Annotated in this window: 21 protein-coding genes and 2 pseudogenes; 4 read left to right on the forward strand and 19 right to left on the reverse strand. The window is 44.9% G+C overall.

Annotation, left to right across the window (positions count from 1 at the left end):
- Nucleotides 1–117 precede the first annotated feature (117 nt).
- A complete protein-coding gene (locus tag ACNPNW_RS15015; protein WP_448767107.1) occupies nucleotides 118–1317 on the forward strand; it encodes a BaiN/RdsA family NAD(P)/FAD-dependent oxidoreductase in 1200 nt (399 codons plus the stop codon).
- Between the two features lie 29 nt (nucleotides 1318–1346).
- Here the strand turns inward: ACNPNW_RS15015 and ACNPNW_RS15020 are convergent, their stop codons facing one another.
- The 7 genes and pseudogenes from ACNPNW_RS15020 to eat form a co-directional block, all read right to left on the reverse strand.
- Entirely contained in the window at nucleotides 1347–1496 is a 150-nt protein-coding gene (locus tag ACNPNW_RS15020) for a hypothetical protein (protein WP_005263580.1), read from the reverse strand.
- A 128-nt stretch (nucleotides 1497–1624) separates the two neighbouring features.
- Complete coding sequence (locus tag ACNPNW_RS15025; RefSeq protein ID WP_448767108.1) at nucleotides 1625–1792, reverse strand: hypothetical protein; 168 nt, start codon at nucleotides 1790–1792, stop codon at nucleotides 1625–1627.
- A 68-nt stretch (nucleotides 1793–1860) separates the two neighbouring features.
- A complete protein-coding gene (locus ACNPNW_RS15030) occupies nucleotides 1861–3807 on the reverse strand; it encodes a mechanosensitive ion channel (protein WP_253175579.1) in 1947 nt (648 codons plus the stop codon).
- Between the two features lie 200 nt (nucleotides 3808–4007).
- Nucleotides 4008–4340 (reverse strand): hypothetical protein, encoded by a 333-nt coding sequence (locus tag ACNPNW_RS15035; protein ID WP_005265958.1) that lies wholly within the window; start codon nucleotides 4338–4340, stop codon nucleotides 4008–4010.
- 138 nt (nucleotides 4341–4478) lie between these two features.
- Nucleotides 4479–5294 carry an ethanolamine ammonia-lyase subunit EutC gene (gene eutC / locus ACNPNW_RS15040; protein WP_448767109.1) on the reverse strand — a complete coding sequence of 272 codons (816 nt, stop codon included), beginning with the start codon at nucleotides 5292–5294 and terminating at the stop codon, nucleotides 4479–4481.
- A gap of 9 nt (nucleotides 5295–5303) precedes the next feature.
- A complete protein-coding gene (locus tag ACNPNW_RS15045) occupies nucleotides 5304–6689 on the reverse strand; it encodes an ethanolamine ammonia-lyase subunit EutB (RefSeq protein ID WP_448767110.1) in 1386 nt (461 codons plus the stop codon).
- Nucleotides 6690–6714: 25 nt separating this feature from the next.
- Nucleotides 6715–8157, reverse strand: a pseudogene (gene eat, locus ACNPNW_RS15050) (ethanolamine permease).
- 149 nt (nucleotides 8158–8306) lie between these two features.
- Here eat and ACNPNW_RS15055 point away from each other — a divergent pair.
- Nucleotides 8307–8729 (forward strand): hypothetical protein, encoded by a 423-nt coding sequence (locus ACNPNW_RS15055; protein WP_004280758.1) that lies wholly within the window; start codon nucleotides 8307–8309, stop codon nucleotides 8727–8729.
- Between the two features lie 108 nt (nucleotides 8730–8837).
- Nucleotides 8838–9192: pseudogene (locus tag ACNPNW_RS15060) on the forward strand (transposase domain-containing protein); the annotation flags it as partial.
- Nucleotides 9193–9380: 188 nt separating this feature from the next.
- Here the strand turns inward: ACNPNW_RS15060 and ACNPNW_RS15065 are convergent.
- On the reverse strand, nucleotides 9381–10142 hold the full coding sequence (locus tag ACNPNW_RS15065; protein WP_004732056.1) for a ferredoxin--NADP reductase: 762 nt from the start codon (nucleotides 10140–10142) through the stop codon (nucleotides 9381–9383).
- A gap of 85 nt (nucleotides 10143–10227) precedes the next feature.
- Between ACNPNW_RS15065 and gigC the strand changes: the two genes are divergently transcribed.
- Nucleotides 10228–11106, forward strand: a complete 879-nt coding sequence (gene gigC, locus ACNPNW_RS15070; RefSeq protein WP_004280761.1) for a LysR family transcriptional regulator GigC — start codon at nucleotides 10228–10230, stop codon at nucleotides 11104–11106.
- Between the two features lie 32 nt (nucleotides 11107–11138).
- Here the strand turns inward: gigC and ACNPNW_RS15075 are convergent, their stop codons facing one another.
- The 11 genes from ACNPNW_RS15075 to nuoH form a co-directional block, all read right to left on the reverse strand.
- Entirely contained in the window at nucleotides 11139–11873 is a 735-nt protein-coding gene (locus tag ACNPNW_RS15075) for a cold shock domain-containing protein (protein WP_396469037.1), read from the reverse strand.
- Between the two features lie 161 nt (nucleotides 11874–12034).
- Entirely contained in the window at nucleotides 12035–12394 is a 360-nt protein-coding gene (locus ACNPNW_RS15080; RefSeq protein WP_191112556.1) for a hypothetical protein, read from the reverse strand.
- Between the two features lie 192 nt (nucleotides 12395–12586).
- Entirely contained in the window at nucleotides 12587–12880 is a 294-nt protein-coding gene (locus tag ACNPNW_RS15085; protein WP_004732065.1) for a cold shock domain-containing protein, read from the reverse strand.
- An 84-nt stretch (nucleotides 12881–12964) separates the two neighbouring features.
- Complete coding sequence (gene upp, locus ACNPNW_RS15090; RefSeq protein ID WP_004280765.1) at nucleotides 12965–13600, reverse strand: uracil phosphoribosyltransferase; 636 nt, start codon at nucleotides 13598–13600, stop codon at nucleotides 12965–12967.
- 123 nt (nucleotides 13601–13723) lie between these two features.
- The gene (gene nuoN, locus ACNPNW_RS15095; RefSeq protein ID WP_004645875.1) at nucleotides 13724–15268 is read right to left on the reverse strand and encodes an NADH-quinone oxidoreductase subunit NuoN; all 1545 of its coding nucleotides are present in this window, start codon (nucleotides 15266–15268) and stop codon (nucleotides 13724–13726) included.
- Between the two features lie 3 nt (nucleotides 15269–15271).
- Nucleotides 15272–16885 carry an NADH-quinone oxidoreductase subunit M gene (gene nuoM / locus ACNPNW_RS15100; protein WP_448767111.1) on the reverse strand — a complete coding sequence of 538 codons (1614 nt, stop codon included), beginning with the start codon at nucleotides 16883–16885 and terminating at the stop codon, nucleotides 15272–15274.
- A gap of 1 nt (nucleotide 16886) precedes the next feature.
- A complete protein-coding gene (nuoL, locus tag ACNPNW_RS15105) occupies nucleotides 16887–18782 on the reverse strand; it encodes an NADH-quinone oxidoreductase subunit L (RefSeq protein ID WP_448767112.1) in 1896 nt (631 codons plus the stop codon).
- Nucleotides 18779–19087 (reverse strand): NADH-quinone oxidoreductase subunit NuoK, encoded by a 309-nt coding sequence (gene nuoK, locus ACNPNW_RS15110; protein ID WP_004280769.1) that lies wholly within the window; start codon nucleotides 19085–19087, stop codon nucleotides 18779–18781. Before nuoK ends, nuoL begins: the two co-directional genes overlap by 4 nt.
- Nucleotides 19087–19605, reverse strand: coding sequence for an NADH-quinone oxidoreductase subunit J (gene nuoJ / locus ACNPNW_RS15115; RefSeq protein ID WP_171054322.1), 519 nt, complete (start codon nucleotides 19603–19605; stop codon nucleotides 19087–19089). The genes nuoK and nuoJ overlap by 1 nt, the downstream gene beginning before the upstream one ends.
- Nucleotides 19605–20147 carry an NADH-quinone oxidoreductase subunit NuoI gene (nuoI, locus tag ACNPNW_RS15120; protein WP_064096458.1) on the reverse strand — a complete coding sequence of 181 codons (543 nt, stop codon included), beginning with the start codon at nucleotides 20145–20147 and terminating at the stop codon, nucleotides 19605–19607. Before nuoI ends, nuoJ begins: the two co-directional genes overlap by 1 nt.
- 16 nt (nucleotides 20148–20163) lie before the next feature.
- On the reverse strand, nucleotides 20164–21171 hold the full coding sequence (gene nuoH, locus ACNPNW_RS15125; RefSeq protein WP_064096459.1) for an NADH-quinone oxidoreductase subunit NuoH: 1008 nt from the start codon (nucleotides 21169–21171) through the stop codon (nucleotides 20164–20166).
- Nucleotides 21172–21173 lie beyond the last annotated feature (2 nt).

Below are 21173 nucleotides of genomic sequence, written 5' to 3' on the forward strand. Positions count from 1 at the left end.
ATTTTATGTTTAAAATACGCTGTAAATTTGCAATCACGGAACTGATTTTTCTGGAATAGAGAAAGCTGAAATAAAATTGTCTATAATGCTTCCCTTTTCTTCTCCCTTGAGTGTGTGATGTCTTCCAAGCAATACGATGTTCTAGTCATAGGTGCCGGTGCGTCAGGTTTAATGACGGCGTATATGGCTGCGCAACGTGGGCGTAAAGTCGTGGTGGTGGAAAAAGCCAACAAAGTTGGCAAAAAAATCCTGATGTCTGGCGGTGGTAAATGTAATTTCACCAATCTGGAAGTCGAACCGAGCAATTATATTTCACACAATCCACATTTTGTGATTTCAGCTTTAACGCGTTATACCAACTGGGACTTTATCGGCTTGGTATGTGAATATGGCATTGCCTATGAAGAGCGCAAACATGGGCAGCTATTTACCTTAAATGGTGCAAAAGATATCTTGTCGATGCTGCTGGCAGAATGTGACAAAACTGGGCTGGTTGATATTAAAACCAGCTGCGAAGTGAAAGCAGTGAATCCAGTCGATGATCAAGGCTTTCAGGTGGCGACCTCACTGAGATATTTTGAAGTTGAATCTGTAGTCGTGGCATCCGGTGGTTTATCGATTCCTACGCTTGGCGGTTCAGGCATTGGCTATGAGATTGCAAAACAGTTTGGACATCACGTCTATCCAACCCGTGCCGGACTGGTTCCATTTACCTTCTCTGACGGATTTAAAGAAGTCACCACGCGCTTAAGCGGTAATGCCGTAGAAGCAACTCTCTCGAATGAGCTTAATAGCTTTACCGAAGCACTATTGTTTACCCATCGCGGTTTGAGTGGGCCAAGTTCCCTGCAACTTTCCAACTACTGGAATGTCGGTCAGAGCTTTAAGGTCGATTTCTTACCGAGTGTAGACTTACTGGATTTCTTTAAAGCAAAAAAACAAAGCCAGCCCAAAGTCTTATTACGTACACTACTCAATGAATATTTACCGAAAAGTGTGGTGGCTGAATTACAAAGTCTGATTTGGACTGAAAGCGCTGAAACTGCCATTGGTAATATCAGCGATGATAAGCTGGAACAGATTGCGGCACGTCTGCATGGCTTTGAAGTGAAACCTTCAGGAACTGAAGGCTACCGTACAGCGGAGGTGACTTTGGGTGGTGTAGACACCACGGAAGTATCCTCAAAAACCATGGAAAGTAAAAAGCAGAAAGGCTTGTATTTTATTGGTGAAGTACTGGATGTTACCGGACATTTGGGCGGCTATAATTTCCAATGGGCATGGTCATCGGCACATGCCGCATCGGAATATATTTAATCAATAGATAATCTGGATTGCTACTTAACTCATTCCAGATAATCTGTTTTAAACAGGTTAAGATTGGCCGTATTTGTTAGACGGTCAATCGCCAGCTGCATTTTTTTAGCTTCTCGCAGACATAGCGGTAAGTCATCTGCTGAAGATGCCATGAATTTATGTTGCAGTGCTTTCCACATCGTGTTGATCTCCTTTTCTTTATATTTTTAATGCAAGAAAAATACCAAAATCATTTTAGTATTCATTTGAATATTCTATATTTTTTAAAAAGAAAATTCTATTTTTCGTACTCAGAAAAATTTTATTCTCAGTTAAATTCGTCTGTCTCTGGTATTTTCTTATCCAGCTCTCGCTCAGACTGCTCTTCATGTGTGCTCTTCACAAAAATAAATCGATAGGCAGCGGTAAAAAAGCCAATCGTAATTCCTGCAATGACTAAAGGAGCCAGAACTTTGTTAGGTTTCTTGGTATTCATTCATTTTTCCTTATGACTGAACAAAATCGACCACATGAGCGTGGTCGATTTTGCTTAAAGATAACAGGTTATTTCAGGTCATCTTTTTTCTGAGTAGAACGATCAATATCGACATCCGGCTCTTTTTCTCCAGTTGAACCAAATGGATTATTGACTGGCGGATGGGTCGGATCGACTTTTAGTGAATCCGGTACGGCTTGATCCGCATCCGGATTGACCGGATCAATACCCAATGATTCATCATCCTGCGGTGCAGTTGTTAGGATTGCCGGGGTAGTATGGGATAAATCCGTACCCATAGGCGTACTCTTGTCTGAATCCTGATTTGGCACGATGCCTGCTCCTGGAGTTGTGATTGAGGAATCGCTAGTACCCGTAGCAGTTTGCGAACCACCAGAGGACTGACTCATTGAGCTATCTGTAGAACTCATACCCATCGCCGCACCTGTAGTACCTGACATGTCGGTTGCACTTGTACCTGTGGTCTTGCCACCTAATCCAGAAAATATGCTGTTCTCAGCTTTTTCTCTGACTGGATTGGGTTCTTTGGCCTCTCGTTTGGCTTTATCAATCAAATCTGTGAGTACACGCTCCGCAGGTTGACGACCACCCAGACCAAATGCCAAGGCGAATGCCACTGCTACAGCACCCAAAGTTAGACCAAATGCCAGGTTAACAATCGAATCGGCAATACCCATGGCACGCAGACCCATTGCGACAACCAGACCCATGATCAGGACACGAACCAGATTCGCTAACCAGCGTGAGCTGTTATATTCACCACGTTGTACGATATTCGCAACGATATTTGCCAGCCAGAAACCGATTACCAGAATCACCGCACCAAGCAGAATGTTGGCACCGAAGTAGATGAACATTGCAATCAGACCACTGATCTGTTCAAAGCCAAGACGGTTCGCTGCTTCAGATACCGCAAATAACATGGTAAATAAAACGATCAGGAAACCGACTACACTGGAAAGTTTAGTCGTGCCTAAAAAGCGCTGGATATCCAGTTTGGCAGGAATTTCATCAACACCTGTACCGGCAACTACTTCAACCACCAGACGTGCCACCAGTTTAGACACCACATACGCCAGAATCAGAATCAACGCAGCAGCGATGATATTCGGAATGGCGTTCATGATTTCATACAGCATGGCTGTAGCAGGCTGAGAAATAGCCTCAATACCCAATGCTTCAAATGCAATGATCAGTGCAGTAATGATCACCACGGCGAAGATGAATGAACCAATCACCTGAGAAACATTCGAGTTTTTGAAGATCCCTACTTTTTCAGCATGTTGCTGTACGTTCAGACTGTTTAATAGTCCTTCGACAATACCGCGCACAATTTTTGCCAGAATATAACCGACAAAAATGATCACTGCAGCAATGAAGATGTTTGGTAAGTAGCTTACGACATCGGTCAGCATATTCTGAACTGGTAACAACAGACCGTTGAGACCCAGAATAGACAGCACGATTGGCAAGAACAGTAATAAAATTAACCAGTAAGCAATTTCACTGATATTTTTACTAATCGGACTGACACCGACTTCCGCACTGAGTTTTTCATCCAGTTGCGTTCGGTCCAGCAGCTTTTGTAGCCCTATTTTGACCAGATTGGCCACAATCCAACCTATGAATCCGACTGCAATTGCACCTAGTAACTGCGGGATAAATAACAGGAACTGCTGGATCATATTACTGAATGGACCGCTGACACTGGTCAGATTAAGTACGTTCAGCGCACCAATCACGGCAATAATCAGAATAATCCAGAACACGACGCGGGCGATAATGCTCTCCACATTGGAGTGATGACCTGTCGCCGTATTTAAATGTGTATTGGTGCCCAGTTTTTGCAAGAGCTTTTTAACGCCTGCCGAGACCAGTAACGCAATGATCCAGCCAATTACTAATATGGCAATTGCACTAAGAATGGGATGAAACTGATCCCAGTAGTACATGGCATCGAAGCCTCCACGTGGGCTTCTCATATAATCATTCATGTTGTTCTACCCTCTTTGTTATTAAGCTATTTATCTGAAATCGGGGCATCTCCCTGAAACAATCAGCCCCTTCTTCTTCCGAATTCATATTAGATTTGATGTTTTCAGACTCAAGCCAGGTAGATGGCACTACCTTAAAACATCACCATCCATTGCAAAAAAGCCCCAGTGGTTCACTAGAGCTTTTCAGGTATTTTCAGTTATTGAGTCGCCTGTCCATCAGTCGCAGTTGCTGTTGCTTCTGTGCTATCACCTACGGTTGCTGTGGCTTCCGTTCCATCATTCATGGTGGCGGTGCCTTGTGTAGGCTCACCGACTGGAGTTGAATTATTTGGGGTAGCAGGCTGTACATTCGGATTTGGATGTCCTGCAGGAGCATCATTCGCATCTGGATTCATGTCAGCAAACATATAGAACAGTAGTGCGAGTAAAAAAATACCGACCAAAATCAAGATATAAACAGGGATACGCTTTTTTTGCGTCACGTCTGCTTGATGATTTAAAGGTGGCTTTTTATTGAAATCATCGACCATAACCATCCTCACTCTTTGTTATTCATAAGTAGATTTTTAGAATAACAAGCTGTGAATAGGGCTTCTGTGACAAAACATGGTGAGATGGTGACGGGATGTAAGTCACTAATCCATCAGAATTCTCTGCTGGTTACTGCTTTAAAATAGCCGTTTGGCCGGGCTATGTTGTATGTCGACTGGGGTTTGGTGTTCATCTTTCAACTGTACTCCTGAAAGCTGTAACTCACAGGATTTACGCATCAATGCCACCAGTCGCTGGATGGCAAGTGGATAGGTCAAGCCGGCAGGACGGACATTGGAAATACAGTTACGCAAGGCATCATGACAACCTTTAAAAGCATTATAAGTGTAGTAAATTCCCATACTGTCCGGTGAGCTCAAACCCGGCCGTTCGCCAATCAGCATGACCAGCATTTTCGCCTGTAAAATTTCTGCCACTTCATCGCCAAGTGCCACACGACTGCCACGGGCTATCACCAAGGGGGCAATCTGCCAGCCTTGTTCTTTACAAGCCTCCAGCAACGCCGAAATAAAATGCGGGCTATTTTCCTCAATGGCACGTGCCGAGAGCCCATCTCCTAAAATGATGACCACATCCCAATGTTCCTGATGTTCAGTCCGATATTGTCGCAACATGTTTTTGGACTGCTCTGAAAACACCCGCCCCAGATCAGGACGCTTCAGATAAAGATCCTTTTCCACCGCTTGGCTTTCAATTTCCAGGATGGGCAGTCCGGTTTTAGCTAAGTCATCTTTTAAGGATTCAACATTGAGTGGCTTCAGTACCGCATCTTTGGCCTGGGCATGCGCCAGTTGAAATTCCAGACTTGGTCGAGTCGGCAAGCTGCCCCCAGTTCGGCCTAAGGCAATCCGTGCATCAGTAAAGGCTTTTAACTTCTGCCAGGGATTATCCTGCAATTGCGACTCAAATTTCACATCAGCAATTAGTTTCATAGTACTTCCTCAAGACAAGATTAGACGTGAAAATTGCTTCGGTAGCTCGGTCGGCCAGTGCAACTGATTAGACTGTTGCGCCAAAATTCCCTGCTGCTCCAGCCAGTGGTCAAATTCAGGAGCCGGTTTCAGTCCTAATAACTGTCGAATATAAAGAGCATCATGAAAGGAGGTCGTCTGATAATTCAGCATCACATCATCTGAACCGGGAATACCCATGATAAAATTCAATCCGGCATTGGCAAGCAAGGTCAGCAGTACATCCATATCATCCTGATCGGCATCCGCATGATTGGTGTAGCAAATATCACAGCCCATTGGCACACCGAGCAGCTTGCCACAGAAATGATCTTCCAGCCCGGCTCGGATAATCTGCTTGCCGTTATACAGATATTCCGGTCCGATAAAGCCGACCACGGTATTGACCAGCAAGGGATTAAACTTACGCGCCACGGCGTAAGCACGCGCTTCCAAAGTTTGCTGGTCTACGCCATGATGGCCATTGCTAGACAAGGCACTGCCCTGTCCGGTTTCAAAATACATGACATTTTGGCCCACGGTGCCGCGTTGCAGGCTTAAGGCAGATTCATAGCCTTCTTGCAACAGCGCCAGATTGATCCCGAAACCGCTATTGGCTTTTTCGGTTCCCACAATGGACTGGAACATCAGATCAATCGGAACATTTTTATTTGCCAGCTGAATGCCAGAAGTAATATGGGTCAAAACACAAGATTGAGTCGGAATCTCATATTCCTGAATAACGTGATCGAGCAGTTTGAGCAGCTCAGTCAAATTCTGCAGATTATCTGTGGCCGGATTAATCCCGATGACCGCATCTCCATTACCGTACATCAGCCCATCCAGAATAGATGCAGAAATTCCCATCAAATCATCAGTCGGATGGTTCGGCTGCAAACGTGTCGACAGATGACCTTCCAGACCAATGGTATTTCTAAAACGTGTGATTACACGACATTTTTTTGCCACCAGAATCAGATCCTGATTGCGCATAATTTTGCTCACTGCTGCGACCATTTCCGGAATCAAGCCCATTTTTAAAGTAGCAAGTTTTTCTGTGGTGGCATCTGCACTCAGCAGCCAGTTACGAAAATCCCCCACAGTAAAATGCGAGATCGAATAAAAAGCATCGGCATCATGTTCATCCATAATCAGGCGGGTGATTTCATCCGCCTCATAAGGAATCACAGCTTCATGCAAAAACTGCTGTAACGGTACTTCTGCCAGACACATTTGTGCAGCGATACGCTCGGTTGCATCCACGGCCGCAATCCCTGCCAGCTGATCACCAGAACGTTCAGGGGTGGCCTTGGCCAATAAGGTTTTTAAATCCTCAAAGACATAATGCTGACTGGCCACATTGATCTGATACAGCATAAGCGTGTTCTCCCTGCTAGATAATTTATTTCAATTCCTTTTCTGCTGCCTCGATACGGGCAAATTCTTCTTCCGGTGTCCCGGCCACCAGATGATGACGGCTATATAGCAGGAAATAGAGAATTAATGCTACATAAATGGCTGCTGCCATTAACCAGACTTTTGGATCGACCAGAAAGCCTGCAACCACTGCAATCGCAGCAAGTACCAGCGCAATGGACGCAGTCACAATACCGCCCGGTGCTTTATACGGACGTGCCAGATTTGGTCGAGACAGTTTAAGCTTGATGTAGGACATCATCATCAAGACATAGGAAATAGTGGCACCAAAGACCGCCATCAGAATCAGCAAATCACCTTCACCCGAAAGGGATAACAGGAAGCCAATAATCCTTGGAATAATGATGGCCAAATAAGGTGCATGATTGCTGTTGGTTAAGGACAATTTTTTCGGTAAATAACCGGCACGTGAGAGCGCAAAAATTTGACGGGAATAGGCATAGATAATCGAGAAGAAACTGGCAATCAGACCAGCGAGACCGACAAAATTCACGAAACTTGCCATCCAGGTATTGGCACCATAGACCGCCACCAAGGCATCCACCAGCGGTGCACCGGAATTTTTCAGCGTATCTGCACCTGCTGCGCCAGGACCGAGTAACAAAATACTTAGCGCAAAGAATGCCAGAATCAGCATGGAACCAATCAGGCCACGCGGCAAGGATTTAGCTGGCTCTTTGGCCTCCTCTGCTGCCAGCGGGACACCTTCAACTGCCAGAAAAAACCAGATCGCATAAGGCACTGCTGCCTAGATGCCCAGATAGCCCAATGGCAGGAAACTGCTTGCACCCGCCGCTTCCGTACTGACCGCAATATCAAACAGGTTTGCACTATTAAAATGAGGCAACATGCCAAAGATAAACACCATCAAGGCAACCGCAGCAATTGCGGTAATCACAAACATGATCTTGAGTGCTTCACCTGCACCTTTCAGATGCAAGCCCATAAAAACCAGATAGCTCACCAGATAAATGATCCAGCCGCCAATACCAAACAAGGCTTCGCAATAGGCACCAATGAAATAGGCAATTGCTGCCGGAGCAATGGCATATTCAATCAGGATGGCACTCCCGGTCAGATAGCCGCCAAAGGGACCAAAAGCAGTACGAGCAAAACTGTAACCCCCACCTGCAGTCGGCAGCATGGTCGACATTTCGGACATGGCCAGGCACATACACAGATACATGAATGCCACCACAATGGTCGCAATAAACATGCCTCCCCAACCCCCCTGTGCCAAACCAAAATTCCAGCCAGCGAAGTCACCGGAAATCACATACGCGACCCCCAGACCGACGAGAAGCAGCCAACCTACGGCGCCTTTCTTGAGCTGACGTAAGGCAAAATAATCTTCTTGTACTGCTGTTTCAGTCACACTGGTATCAATCACACTTTTTGATTCTGACATAGCAACCTCGTTGTTTTTATCGTTGTTCCCTGGAGATATGCATAAGCCATACCAGTTCCGCAGGCTTTAGTGAAGACAGTTGAGACGCTGCCTTTCAGCGATGAAATGCGTTATAATTATCCACCTTCTCATTTATACACCCGAGTTATATGGCGTATCGTCAACAAAGTGTATCGCTTGATCTTGATACTGACGTCACACATCAATGTACGCTGCACTACAGCCGTGATCAGCATCTGATTGGAATTATTGAATTTAGTAAGCCAAGCTTCCTGCTTCGCTGGCAAGATCTGGAATATTTCCGTCGTCGTACCGAAGAATTTTCCGTGATGCCTTTTCCGGACTGTGTCAATGCGATGATTATCGATATTCGAGATGTAACGGCATGGCTGGATAATGAAGTGCCGATTATTCCATGGCGACTGTTGGAAGAAGACTGTCCTGTACGTCTGGTGGTGCCTGCAGACCGTATTGAACACTATGCCGGATTCTTTGAACCGACCTGGCTCAGCCCCGATGTCGAAACCGCCATTCAGGAAATCCGTGAATCCATGGATATGTTTGTGCATTAAGCTTGAATCGAAAAAACCTCCGCGATAGGCAATGCTTTTCACTTAATTATTTGAATCATCGTGGAATTTATTAGAGAATCCGATGTCAGGTTTGGCATCGGATTTTTTATGGTATTTCAGCAGGATATTCTAGATCTTAATAATCTGTTTAACCTCTCGAATCTGAGTACTTTTATTCACAATATCCCCGTTGAGTGGATCGAGTCCACACTTAGGTTCCGTGACTATTCGCAGGCGGCGTTCGCCTGCAGATCAGGTACTTTGGCTGGTTCTTGGAATGGCAATTTTTCGTGCTGTCCTCATCTATGAAGCAGCAAGAAGACTCAATATTTGCGATCAGTGGTTAGCGTCTTATGGCTTGCTGACGCGCATTGGTCTAACCGAAGCACTTAAACATCTTGGTGTAGATCCTGTGGAGTGGCTATTTCACCAGACCGGTCAGCACTGTGGACACCAGCGTTATCCGGTTGGGCTATCGGAACTTAGACAGGGATAGGTAGTTTGGTTTTTTGGAGAAGCGTTCGAAGCCTACAAGGCCTCGAACAGTTAAGATGTCAAAAAACCGTTATCCCCTAGATATCACAATCTCGCTCCTGTTAAGGGAACCGCATTGCCTTCAAGCAGGAGCTTTTGCCGATGGACAATTCAGCCTTACCAGTAATTCTCGACCGCAATATTTCCTTCACCACGACGGTTCATGGTCAGGCCACGAGCTTTTAAGGCTTCTTTGGTATCATCGACCATATCCGGGTTACCACAAAGCATGACATGCGTCGTTTCCGGATTAAACGCGATACCTGCTGCCTTTTCCAGCTCACCATTGGCAATCAAAATCGGTAAACGGTCGTGCAAAGGTGCATCAGGCTCACGGGTAATAATCGGGATAAACTTAAAACCGGTATGTCCTTCACCAAAGGTCTCGGCGATTTCCTGAATCCGATCTACATAAGCGAGTTCTGCCCGGGTGCGCACACTATAAACCAGATTGATTTTTTCGTATTTTCTCCAGGTTTCAAAGTCTTGCAACATACAAATAAACGGTGCCAGCCCCGTGCCGGTACCCAGTAACCACAAGTCTTTAGGCAAAGGCAATTGATAACGTGCCAGAGTCAGATAACCATAAGGAATTTTTTCCAGATGCAGCACATCCCCGACTTTGAGGTGCTGTAAATTGGAAGTAAATTTACCTTCTGGAACGACAATCGAGAAAAACTCCAGAGTTTCATCAAAAGGAGATGACACTACCGAATAGGCACGAACCACCAGTTCATCCCCCACTTGCAAACCAATACGCGCAAACTGCCCTGCGGTAAACTTAAAATGTGCCGGGCGTGTCATCGTAAAACTAAATAATGTATTGGTCCAACGGTGTACAGATAAAACTTTTTCTCGGGTAAATTTTTCAATTGACATGATTTCAACGTGGCATGAAAGACTGTGCTCATGGTAGCATGACAACATAATTTATTAATATTTTTTAAATGTTAAGGCTCTACTCATGCGCATGACTTTACGCCAATTGGCTGTTTTTGTAGCAGTGGCACAAGAGGGTACCGTAACGAAGGCTAGCGATGCCGTCAAGCTTACACAAAGTGCGGCTAGTATGGCTTTAGCAGATCTGGAAGATGGTCTGGGTGCTCCACTATTTGACCGTCTAGGCAAACGTTTACAGCTGAATGACCTGGGGCGCTTTCTTCTCCCTCAAGCCCTGGAAATTTTAGGTCGTTGTGAATCTTTTGAACAAGTCGCTAAAGGTGAGCTTCAAAGTATCGATTTACGTTTAGGTGCAACCCTGACGATTTCAGATTACCTGATTCCTGACCTAATGGCCGATTTCTTGAAAATCAAGCCGCAAGCACATTTACAGCTTCAAGTCGGTAATACCCGTCAAATGATTGAAGCGGTGAATCAGTTCCAGCTGGATCTTGCCTTAATTGAAGGTTCATGTCATTTGCCACAGCTCCAATGTATCCATTGGCGTGATGATGAGCTGGCTGTGTGCTGTGCACCAGACCACCCCCTTGCGCAATTAAACCGTGAACTAACCGCTGAAGATTTCAAATCTGTAGAATGGATTTTGCGTGAAGAAGGTTCAGGTACCCGTGAGGTGTTTGACAATGCCATCTTAAAAGATGTGCCGGATGCCAATATCCGTCTAACACTCGGTCATAATGAGGCGATTTTAAAAATCGTAGCGGGTGGAATCGGTATGTCCTGTATTTCCAAACTTGCGATTGAGCCTTTACGTGAAAAAGGTCAACTGGTAATTCTGGATACCCCGTTTTGGTCGCTGACTCGTCCTCTGTTTATGCTGGTACATCGCCAGAAATATCAGGGTCCAGGTCTGAGAGCCTTTATGAATTTTTGTGAAAGCTAAAATATGAAAAGCACCTTAAGGTGCTTTTTTATTTATCGACGATATCCAAATTGATCCTCACATGGAATACCATCACCATCACCATCCATTTTCGTACCTGAACAATTTCTAATAAAGAACACCGCTTCTTCATAGGAATTCATTTGAGGACAACGTGTACGACCATCACATTTAAATTGAGATACAGATGGCGAAGCCGTTGCTGAAGTTTTTATATTAACGGGGTTACTTTGGATTCTTAACTCAGCACCACGATTTTCCAGGTTCTTCCTGCCCTGCTCAGATAATCCTTGCATAGGTAGATCACCTTGCGCTGCTCGCTGCTCAGCGACAATTCGTTGCTGCTCTACCATCAGTCCTTCAAGCTTTTGCTGTTTTTGAACTTGGTAGCTTTGGTATTTGTTATAAACAAGAGCAGCAAGAATCACAAGAATCACCAGTCCTGATATTGTGATTATTTTTGATGTAGTTGATGATTTTTTCTTTTCATAACGTGGAGAAGCTCTGGTTTCAATATCTCTATGTAGATCATTATTCTGCGAAACAGGCATCGTTGCTTTAACATCCAAGCGAACAATATGGTCCGCCTTAAACTTTCCATTCTCTTCTACAATTAAAAACTTTAATTTTTCCCCAATTCTTGGCGGAATATTTTTATTGGGAAAGTCTTTGACGTGAAAAAATAAATCTTTAGATTGTCCTTCGATCTGAATAAAACCAAAACCACGATCTTCGTTATAGGTTTTGATTTTCCCCTCTTGAAACATAATTCGCTCTTATCTTTAATATTTTTTATCATTGTAATCAAAAAGAGAATGAAAATCTTTTGTAAAATTCTCTAAAGCAGAAACACAAAAACTAGATGTGCATCTTATAGCGGAAGAATAGATCCCTAGTTAAAAGTAAAAAATTAAAATTTCTTTTTTATTTATACTTCACCAAAAATCATAAACCCAACAGCTGATGCCATTGCCAACCAAAGGGTCGGACTAAAGAAAAGTGAATTACGTACAGGAACAGCGACTGTGGGTGCCAAGGATTGCAAGGCGACGACTTCTGGCACAAATTCATCCTGCACTTTAATATCTAGACGTACCATGTTGTCTAATGTCATGCTGCCTTGTTGGGGAATGATTCTAAATTTAAGCCGCTCTCCAATTTGTGGCTCAATTTCAGGCGAAGGTAAATCCTGTAACTTGAAACTTAACTCTTGAGCTTCCCCTACCAACTCCAAAGTACCCATACCACGTTCGGAATCGTAAGTTTTAATTTTTCCATCCCTAAACATGACACTTTTCTCTATAGACTTCATTTAATTTGTATTCTAAGCCCAAGGAAATGTTCAGCATTGTTGCTGTTCGGTGGATTTTTTATGTGTTATCTGTCTCTTTAAATATGTAAGCGGTGGTGCTATAAAAAAAGAGGCTCGAAAGCCTCTTTTTAAATGTGATTAAAAAAGATTAAGTATGAGAATAATCCATTAACCACGGAAGTTATTTAACAATGCCGATGTAATTGATTTATTGTGTGTTGCCACTTTGGTTTTTTTAGCTTTCTTTGAGTTGTCTTCGACACGTTCAATCTTGATCGCTTTGTACTTATCGCCATTTTCAACAACATTAAATTTCACGCGTTCATTGCGTTTTGGCTCGCCTTCTGCCGCAGGGAAGTCTGAAATATGGAAGAAGACATCTCCCTCAGCGCAGCCAATGAAACCGAAACCTTTGGCAGGGTCATACTGTTTGATTTTGCCCTGATACAATTCATCTTTCATGCTATTGTCCTATCCTGAAAATGCCCTGTCTACATTATATAAAAAAGAGGCTGTAGTAGCCCCTTTTTTCATCATATTCAAAAATTAGTCTTTTTGAACTGAACCAAAGATTTTATCGCCAGCATCGCCAAGACCTGGAACGATATAACCATTTTCATTTAAACCATTATCGATAGAAGCCGTAAAAATCACGACATCCGGATGCGTAGCTTCGACACGCTTAATGCCCTCTGGTGCAGCAACCAGAACCATTACACGAATGTCTTTACAGCCGCTGGCTTTCAGTACATCAATTGCAGCTACTAAAGAAGAACCTGTCGCTAACATTGGATCAATGATCATCGCGATACGGTTTTGTACGTCTGGAACCAGTTTTTTATAATAGGTACGTGCTTCCAGAGTTTCTTCATCACGCTCTAAACCAAGTACCGATACTTTTGCACTTGGAATCAGGTTCAGGAAACCGTCGAGCATGCCAATACCGGCACGTAGAATTGGCACAACGGTGATTTTTTTACCCGCAATACGATCAACTGTAACAGCACCATTCCAGCCATCAATGTCATGTTCAACCATTGGCAGGTCTTTTGTTGCTTCATAAGTTAGAAGCATGGTCACTTCTTGAGCTAACTCACGGAAATTCTTGGTACTGATATCTGCACGACGGAGTAAACCAAGCTTATGTCGAATGAGTGGATGACGGATTTCATGGATTGCCACGGGAGAACACCTAAAAGGTTAAAGATAAATTTCCGCTATTATAAAGGCTTTTATTGATTTGTATAAATAAAAAAGCCCCCAATCATGGAGGCTTTTTTGTAATAACGTCAATCTTTGCAGATATTAGTTAAAACCACTTTGAACCAAAGTGAAAATGAACTGTTGCAACTCAGGTGACATGGCAAAGAAGGCATATTTAGATACTGCAATCACCGGATCTGGGTAGACACCGATCACAAGTACCGCAAGCGCAGCAAGAAGCACCATGATACCACCGACTTTTTGACCCCAATGATTCACCGCATCTAGACGTGGTGTTTCAGGTGGCGTCATGTAAAGCACAACCATTACGCGCAGGTAGTAATACAAACCGATACCAGAACCCAAGATAACCATCGCAGTCAGGAACCAGGCTTCGCCTGCAACCGCAGTTTTAATTACCAGGAACTTACCGATAAAGCCGGCAGTTAAAGGAATACCTGCAAGAGACAGCATCATCACCGTCAATACAGCAGTCAATACTGGACGGCGCCAGAACAGACCACGGTATTCAGCCAGACTACCCGCTTCATCCGTATTGTTATACGGACTAGACATCAGCGTAACAACACCGAACGCACCGATCGTGGTTAATACATAGGTAATCACGTAGACGTTTACACTTTCAAAAGTCGCGAAACCTTGAACCTGTAAGAAATCCGTATTACGTGAACTAACGATGGCAACCAGCAAATAACCAAAGTGTGCAATTGAAGAGTATGCCAAGATACGTTTCAAGTTCACCTGGCGAACCGCCAGCAAGTTACCAGCAAGGATAGACAGAACCGCAATAATCGAAATGATTGTTACAAAGCTGTCTGCCAGAATTAAACCTGAAGACAACGCATAACGCACAAACAGACCAATCATGGCTACTTTCGCAACAGTCGCAAGGAAAGTCGCGATTGGCGCTGGTGCACCAGCGTATACGTCTGGTGTCCATTTATGGAATGGTGCAAGCGATAATTTAAATGCGACCGCAAATACAATTAATGCCAGACCAATCACGACAGCCGGTTGACTGAATACAGTAAACAGTTTGCCTGGTTCTGCAACGAAACTTAAAGTACCTGTATATGCATAAATATATGCCATACCCATCAACAACATTGCAGATGCAGTTGCTGAAAGCACCAGATATTTCACACCCGCTTCAAGCGATTGAGAACGTTGATGTGTATATGCCAACAAGCCATATACAGGAATCGACATTAACTCAAGGCTAATAAAGAATGATGCATAGTGTGAGCTAGCCACCATTAGCATGGCACCCGCAACGGATGTCAGCATCAGGATATACAGCTCTTCACGGTTATCTTTATAGGTTTCGATATACGCGTGAGATAGCGTTGCACATGCAAGTGCAGCAATCAGGATCACAAACTGATACAGCATCGTAAATGGATCTACGATGAACAGATTCATCACGTTGGCAGGTGCAAATACGCCCGCCAACAAAACGAAAATGATATAGAACGCAGCAAGGTTTAAACCAATCACTGTGGTGGTAGCCACCAGGTTATGGTTACGCTTGATTGCGGTCAGCAACATCACGACGATCGCAGTTAACGACACGATCATCACAGGTGCTAGAGGCATAAGCTCAGAAAAAGACATTGTGAAGTTCATGGCTTATTGGATCTCCACATTTTCAAGTTGAGTCGTTACTTGATCAGCAACTTCAACCACTTCTTGAACTGGAATGTAGCTATTCGCTAACCACGCCATGCTTGAGTTAGAAACATCAAGGAAGCTTTGTGGATATAGACCAAGCCAAAGTAGACCAAACGCACAGATCAACAATAATGCGATTTCACGTGCATTTAGATCTTTTAACGGATTTGTATAGTGCTGCTGTTGCGCTTCATTTGGTACACCAAACAGGGCTTTGTGAATCAGGATCAAACCGTACAGACCTGCAAATACCAAGCTGATTGCCGCAATAATGGTAAACGCCGGGAATTGCGCATAAGCACCCATCAGGATCAGGAACTCACCAATAAAGTTACCTAGACCTGGAATACCCACCAATGCCGCAACGAAGAACATCAGGAAGAATGCAAGATATGGGAACTGACCACGCATACCACCCATCAAACGCATATCACGTGTATGCACACGCTCATATACCTGACCACACATAATGAACAGCGCAGCAGATGAAATACCATGTGCCAACATCATGATCATCAGACCCTGGAAGGTCAGGATGTTACCTGCGTAGATCGCAAGTAAAACGAAGCCCATGTGTGAAATAGAGGTATAAGCCAACAGGCGTTTCATGTCGGTTTGCCGGAAAGCACACCAAGCACCGTAGAAAATACCGATTAAACCAAGAATGATTGCGAAGTCTGCAAACTGTGCAGATGCTGCCGGGAAGAACGGAATCACGAAACGTAATAAACCGTACGCCGCAGTCTTAATCAAGATACCTGCAAGATCGACAGAACCCGCTGTTGGTGCTTGCGCATGCGCATCTGGTAACCAGCCGTGTAATGGGAAAACTGGAAGTTTTACCGCAAAACCGATGAATAAACAGATCATGAATGCATAAGCCACCGCTGGAGCCTGAGCATCAAGCGTATTCGCCACACCTAATAAATAGTTGTAGTCGAAACGGATTTCGCCAGTCATGGTATAGCCTACAGTCACCAGACCCAGGATACCAATCAGCATCACCAAACCGGCAACCTGCGTGTAAATGAAGAACTTGTTAGCTGCATAAACACGTGACTTGCCTTCTGCCCCTTTATGACCCCAAAGGGCAATCAGGAAGTAGATAGGTACCAGCATCATCTCCCAGAAGAAGAAGAACAGGAACAGGTCAATCGCAAGGAAGACACCGATGACGCCACCCAACGACCATAAAAGGTTCAAGTGGAAGAAACCAACGTTCTTTTGAATCTCGCCCCATGAACAGCCTACTGCCAGCACACCCAGGAGTGCAGTCAAGCCAACCATAAGAAGTGATAAACCATCCACTGCCAAGTGAATGTTAATGCCCAGAGTTTGAATCCAAGGCAATTTGAATTCGGCAGCCCACGAAGGTGCAGCACCGCCTAATTCATAGTTATAAGTACCAGTCTGCCAAAGGACGATGGTCAAAACCAAGGTCACCAGCATACCGATCAGCGCGATATAACGCGGCAAGTGCTGGTCGAGTTTATCGACCAACCAGCATATGAAACCTGCAATGAACGGAATGAGGATCAGAGCCGGCAAAATAATATTGTTTGGAGCTTCCATTTTATTTCCCCACAACCTGAATCACGATCAAGATCATCAGTAGGACAACTACACCGAGCCCCATACTAGATGCATATTCACGCAGTGAACCGGTTTGACGTGAACTTGTAAAGCTGTGACCACCTTTAACAAGTGCAGGAAGTACCAGCCATAGGCCATCAATTGGATCACGACCAAAGATCTTCGCGAACAATAAATATGGCTTCACGAAAATGATGTCATACAGCGTATCGAAACCTAATGCATTACGGCAGATGTTGACCAGGCCAGCACCTACAGAAGTGGCTGCAAAACGTTTGACTGCATTGTAAGCAAAAGCGAACAGCACGACACCCACTGCAAGACCTGTCAAAGCAACAGCAATTGCGATGTATTCAGCACCATGTGCACCTGCTTCAAGCGCTTCAGGAATAATGAAGGCTGGAATTTGTGCAGCATCCAGAATGCTCATTACCGGTGCTTTTAGGACGATCGCCAGACCTGTTGAAAGTACAGCAAGAATTGCCAGTGGCGCCCAGTAAGTTGCACCTTGGATTTCATGATAAGGTGTGTTTTCTTTGCCAAAGAATACAACCCAAATTAAACGGAATGTATAAATAGAGGTTAAGAATGCACCTGCAACACCGACCCAGTACAGCGTGTTATACACTGGTAAACCAGCAATATGACTTTGCGTCCAGACTGCAGCAAGAATCGCATCTTTTGAGAAGAAACCAATCGTCAGGAATGGAATCGCTGCCAATGCACCGCCACCAATCGCGAAACATGCAAACAGGAATTTGTTCTTGTAGAACAGACCGCCCATCTTGAAGATGTTTTGTTCGTGATGGTAAGCCAGAATCACCGCACCAGACGACAAGAACAATAATGCCTTGAAGAATGCGTGAGTCAGCATATGGAACAGACCTGCTTGGTATGCTTCAGCACCTACCGCCATAAACATATAACCGAGCTGACTCATAGTTGAGTAAGCCAGAATACGTTTGATGTCGGTTTGAACCAGTGCAGCAAAACCAGCCACAAGCAAAGTCACCGCACCTGTGATCGAAATAAATACCATCACTTCTGGCGCAAGTTCAAAGACTGCGAACAGACGGCAGCACAGGTAAACACCCGCTGTTACCATCGTTGCAGCATGGATCAATGCAGAAACAGGTGTCGGACCTGCCATCGCATCGGCTAACCATGTTTGCAGTGGAATCTGTGCAGATTTACCTGCCGCACCCAAGAATAAGAGCAATGCTGTCCAGATGGTCAGAGATGAACTTTGCATCATTACAGTCGCCGCATTTTCGACGATGTACTGAATGTTCAAGGTACCGAATTGCTGGAAGATCAGGAACATGGCAATCAGCAGGAATACGTCACCAATACGGGTCACAGTAAATGCCTTGATTGCCGCCAGACCGTTTGCCGGGTTCTGGTAGTAATAACCGATCAACAGGTATGAACACAGACCTACGCCTTCCCAACCCAAGAATAACAACGCCAGGTTGTCACCCAATACCAGCAATAACATGCTGGCAACGAACAGGTTGAAGTAAGAGAAGAAACGTGCAAAGTCTTCTTCACCGCGCATATACCATGATGCAAAGATGTGAATTAAGAAACCCACACCAGTGACCATGCCCAGCATCAATAAAGACAAGCCATCCAGCTGCAAGCTGATGCCCGGAGCAAAACTGCCAACACTGAACCAAGTCCAAAGATGTTGTACTACTGCAGTTGAACCATTGTTAACAAAGTCCATACCTGCAATCAGTGCGAACAGTGCAGATAAACCGACTGCACCGACGCCAATCATCGCTGCAACAGATTCCGGAAGCTTGTTGCGCCCCGCCGCTAACAGGACAAAACCAATGAGCGGAAATAAAATTGTTAGATATAAATAACTCATCCGCGCATCTCACTAGCAGCATCCACATCCAGGTGATGGAAGCGATGATAGAACTGAAGGACGATCGCAAGACCAATACAAGCCTCTGCCGCAGCAAGCGTCAGGATCAGGATAAACATGATCTGACCATCTGGCTGTGCCCATGCACTGCCCGCCAGGACGAACGCTAAAGCAGCAGCGTTCATCATGATTTCAAGGCTCATTAAAATAAATAGTAGGTTGCGTCGCACCATTACACCGTAAAAACCCAGTGCAAAGAGAATAGATGCAACGATCAAACCATGCTCTAAAGGGATGTTGCCCATTATTCTTTTTCCTCTTCTGCATCTGGTTCACGTTTACCCAAATGGAATGCAGCTACCAAGGCAGCAAGCAATAACATCGCGGCAACTTCAACCAACAACAAGTATTGCGTAAAGAGTGCTTGACCCACTGCTTTCGGGCCCACCATTTCTGTACCCATTACCAGTGAAGCTTGTGTGTAATCAGAGTTTAATACCCATACCAGCACCAAACCGATCAGGAAGCTCATCAACGCCGGATAAGCCCAAGCCGATGAGGTCAACCATTTGCGTTCTTGTTCAACGGTCTGCTCACCCAGGTTCAGCATCATCACTACGAACACGAACAACACCATGATCGCGCCCGCATAAACAATCACTTCCAGCGCACCAGCGAATGGTGCACCCACGATCAGGAACATGCCTGCGACTGCAAGCAATGACACGATCAGACTTAATAAAGCATGTACCGGATTCGCGTTAGTGACCACGCGAACCGTAGAGACAATGGCCACAAGGGCCATTAAATAAAATGGCCACATCATGGTAATAGACTCCGTACATCAACAGGTGCACTTTCACGCTGTGCCTGACCTTTGTCCTTGCCTGCAATTGCCATACCGGCTACACGGTAGAAGTTATAGTCAGGATATTTACCAGGACCAGAAATCAGCAGGTGTTCTTTTTCATAAACCAAGTCCTGACGAACATATTCGCCAAGCTCGAAGTCAGGCGTCATTTGAATCGCAGTGGTTGGACACGCTTCTTCACACATACCGCAGAAAATACAGCGCGAGAAGTTGATACGGAAAAATTCCGGATACCAGCGACCGTCTTCACGTTCTGCTTTTTGTAATGAAATACAACCTACCGGACAGGCAACCGCACAAAGGTTACATGCCACGCAGCGTTCTTCGCCATCAGGGTCGCGTGTCAATACGATACGACCACGAAAACGTGGCGGCACGATTTCTTCGGCTGGTACTTCTGGGTAAAGAATAGTGTCACGTTTACGCGTTGCATGGCTGAACACCATCCAAAGTGAACGAACAATCGATCCAAACCCGGCTAGAAATTTAAACATTTTGTTCTCCCTGCCCTTACCACAAGATAACCGCGCCAGTTACCAACAGGTTAACTAGAGCTAATGGCAAGCAAATTTTCCAACCAAAGTTCATTACCTGGTCATAACGTGGACGCATTAATGAACCACGCGCCAGTACAAACATCATTACAAAGAAAGCTGTTTTGATAATGAACCAGAATGCTGCTGGAAGGAACGGAATATCAAGGTTGAATGGCGCAAGCCAGCCACCAAAGAATAGAGTCACGATCAATGCAGAGATCAGTACCACGTTAACGTATTCCGCAACGAAGAACATCCCCCATTTCATACCGCCATATTCGACATGGTAACCTTCCGCCAGTTCCTGTTCCGCTTCTGGTTGGTCAAATGGATGACGATGCGTTACCGCCACACCCGCAACCACAAAAATCAGGAAGCCAAGGAACTGAGGAATCACAAACCAGACGTCTTTTTGTGCTTCAACGATTTCACGCATGTTGAATGAGCCGGCAATTGCCACCACACCCATGAGTGAGATACCTAGGAACACTTCGTACGAAATAGTTTGAGCTGCAGAACGCAAACCGCCCAGTAAGGCATATTTGTTGTTGGATGACCAGCCACCGAACAGGACTGCATAGACTGCAATCCCTGCCATTGCCATAAAGAACAACAGGCCGATGTTCATGTCTGCAACACCCAAATACGGTGAAACAGGAATAACCATGAACGACAGCACCGCAGTTGCCATCGCAACTGCTGGCGCCATCCGGAAAGTCAATTTGTCAGCAAATTTGGGGGTCCAGTCTTCCTTGAACATGATTTTCAGCATGTCGGCAACAATCTGGAACATACCGCCCGGACCAACACGGTTCGGACCGTAACGGTCTTGCCACAAGCCGAGTAAACGACGTTCAATAAAAGACATCAACGCAGCGATCAGTACCACAACCAGCAAGATCACGATCGCTTGAATGACTGAATAGGCGATTGGCCAGTTTTCAGCCCACAGCGGCGTTTGACGGATTAATTCTTGTTCCATGA

The sequence above is a fragment of the Acinetobacter endophylla genome (assembly GCF_053543775.1).

Coding starts and splice junctions, on each gene's coding strand:
- ACNPNW_RS15015 (WP_448767107.1), top strand. CDS start 118: ATGTCTTCCAAGCAATACGATGTTCTAGTCATAGGTGCCGGTGCGTCA.
- ACNPNW_RS15020 (WP_005263580.1), bottom strand. CDS start 1,496: ATGTGGAAAGCACTGCAACATAAATTCATGGCATCTTCAGCAGATGAC.
- ACNPNW_RS15025 (WP_448767108.1), bottom strand. CDS start 1,792: ATGAATACCAAGAAACCTAACAAAGTTCTGGCTCCTTTAGTCATTGCA.
- ACNPNW_RS15030 (WP_253175579.1), bottom strand. CDS start 3,807: ATGAATGATTATATGAGAAGCCCACGTGGAGGCTTCGATGCCATGTAC.
- ACNPNW_RS15035 (WP_005265958.1), bottom strand. CDS start 4,340: ATGGTCGATGATTTCAATAAAAAGCCACCTTTAAATCATCAAGCAGAC.
- eutC (WP_448767109.1), bottom strand. CDS start 5,294: ATGAAACTAATTGCTGATGTGAAATTTGAGTCGCAATTGCAGGATAAT.
- ACNPNW_RS15045 (WP_448767110.1), bottom strand. CDS start 6,689: ATGCTGTATCAGATCAATGTGGCCAGTCAGCATTATGTCTTTGAGGAT.
- ACNPNW_RS15055 (WP_004280758.1), top strand. CDS start 8,307: ATGGCGTATCGTCAACAAAGTGTATCGCTTGATCTTGATACTGACGTC.
- ACNPNW_RS15065 (WP_004732056.1), bottom strand. CDS start 10,142: ATGTCAATTGAAAAATTTACCCGAGAAAAAGTTTTATCTGTACACCGT.
- gigC (WP_004280761.1), top strand. CDS start 10,228: ATGCGCATGACTTTACGCCAATTGGCTGTTTTTGTAGCAGTGGCACAA.
- ACNPNW_RS15075 (WP_396469037.1), bottom strand. CDS start 11,873: ATGTTTCAAGAGGGGAAAATCAAAACCTATAACGAAGATCGTGGTTTT.
- ACNPNW_RS15080 (WP_191112556.1), bottom strand. CDS start 12,394: ATGTTTAGGGATGGAAAAATTAAAACTTACGATTCCGAACGTGGTATG.
- ACNPNW_RS15085 (WP_004732065.1), bottom strand. CDS start 12,880: ATGAAAGATGAATTGTATCAGGGCAAAATCAAACAGTATGACCCTGCC.
- nuoN (WP_004645875.1), bottom strand. CDS start 15,268: ATGAACTTCACAATGTCTTTTTCTGAGCTTATGCCTCTAGCACCTGTG.
- nuoM (WP_448767111.1), bottom strand. CDS start 16,885: ATGGAAGCTCCAAACAATATTATTTTGCCGGCTCTGATCCTCATTCCG.
- nuoL (WP_448767112.1), bottom strand. CDS start 18,782: ATGAGTTATTTATATCTAACAATTTTATTTCCGCTCATTGGTTTTGTC.
- nuoK (WP_004280769.1), bottom strand. CDS start 19,087: ATGGGCAACATCCCTTTAGAGCATGGTTTGATCGTTGCATCTATTCTC.
- nuoJ (WP_171054322.1), bottom strand. CDS start 19,605: ATGTGGCCATTTTATTTAATGGCCCTTGTGGCCATTGTCTCTACGGTT.
- nuoI (WP_064096458.1), bottom strand. CDS start 20,147: ATGTTTAAATTTCTAGCCGGGTTTGGATCGATTGTTCGTTCACTTTGG.
- nuoH (WP_064096459.1), bottom strand. CDS start 21,171: ATGGAACAAGAATTAATCCGTCAAACGCCGCTGTGGGCTGAAAACTGG.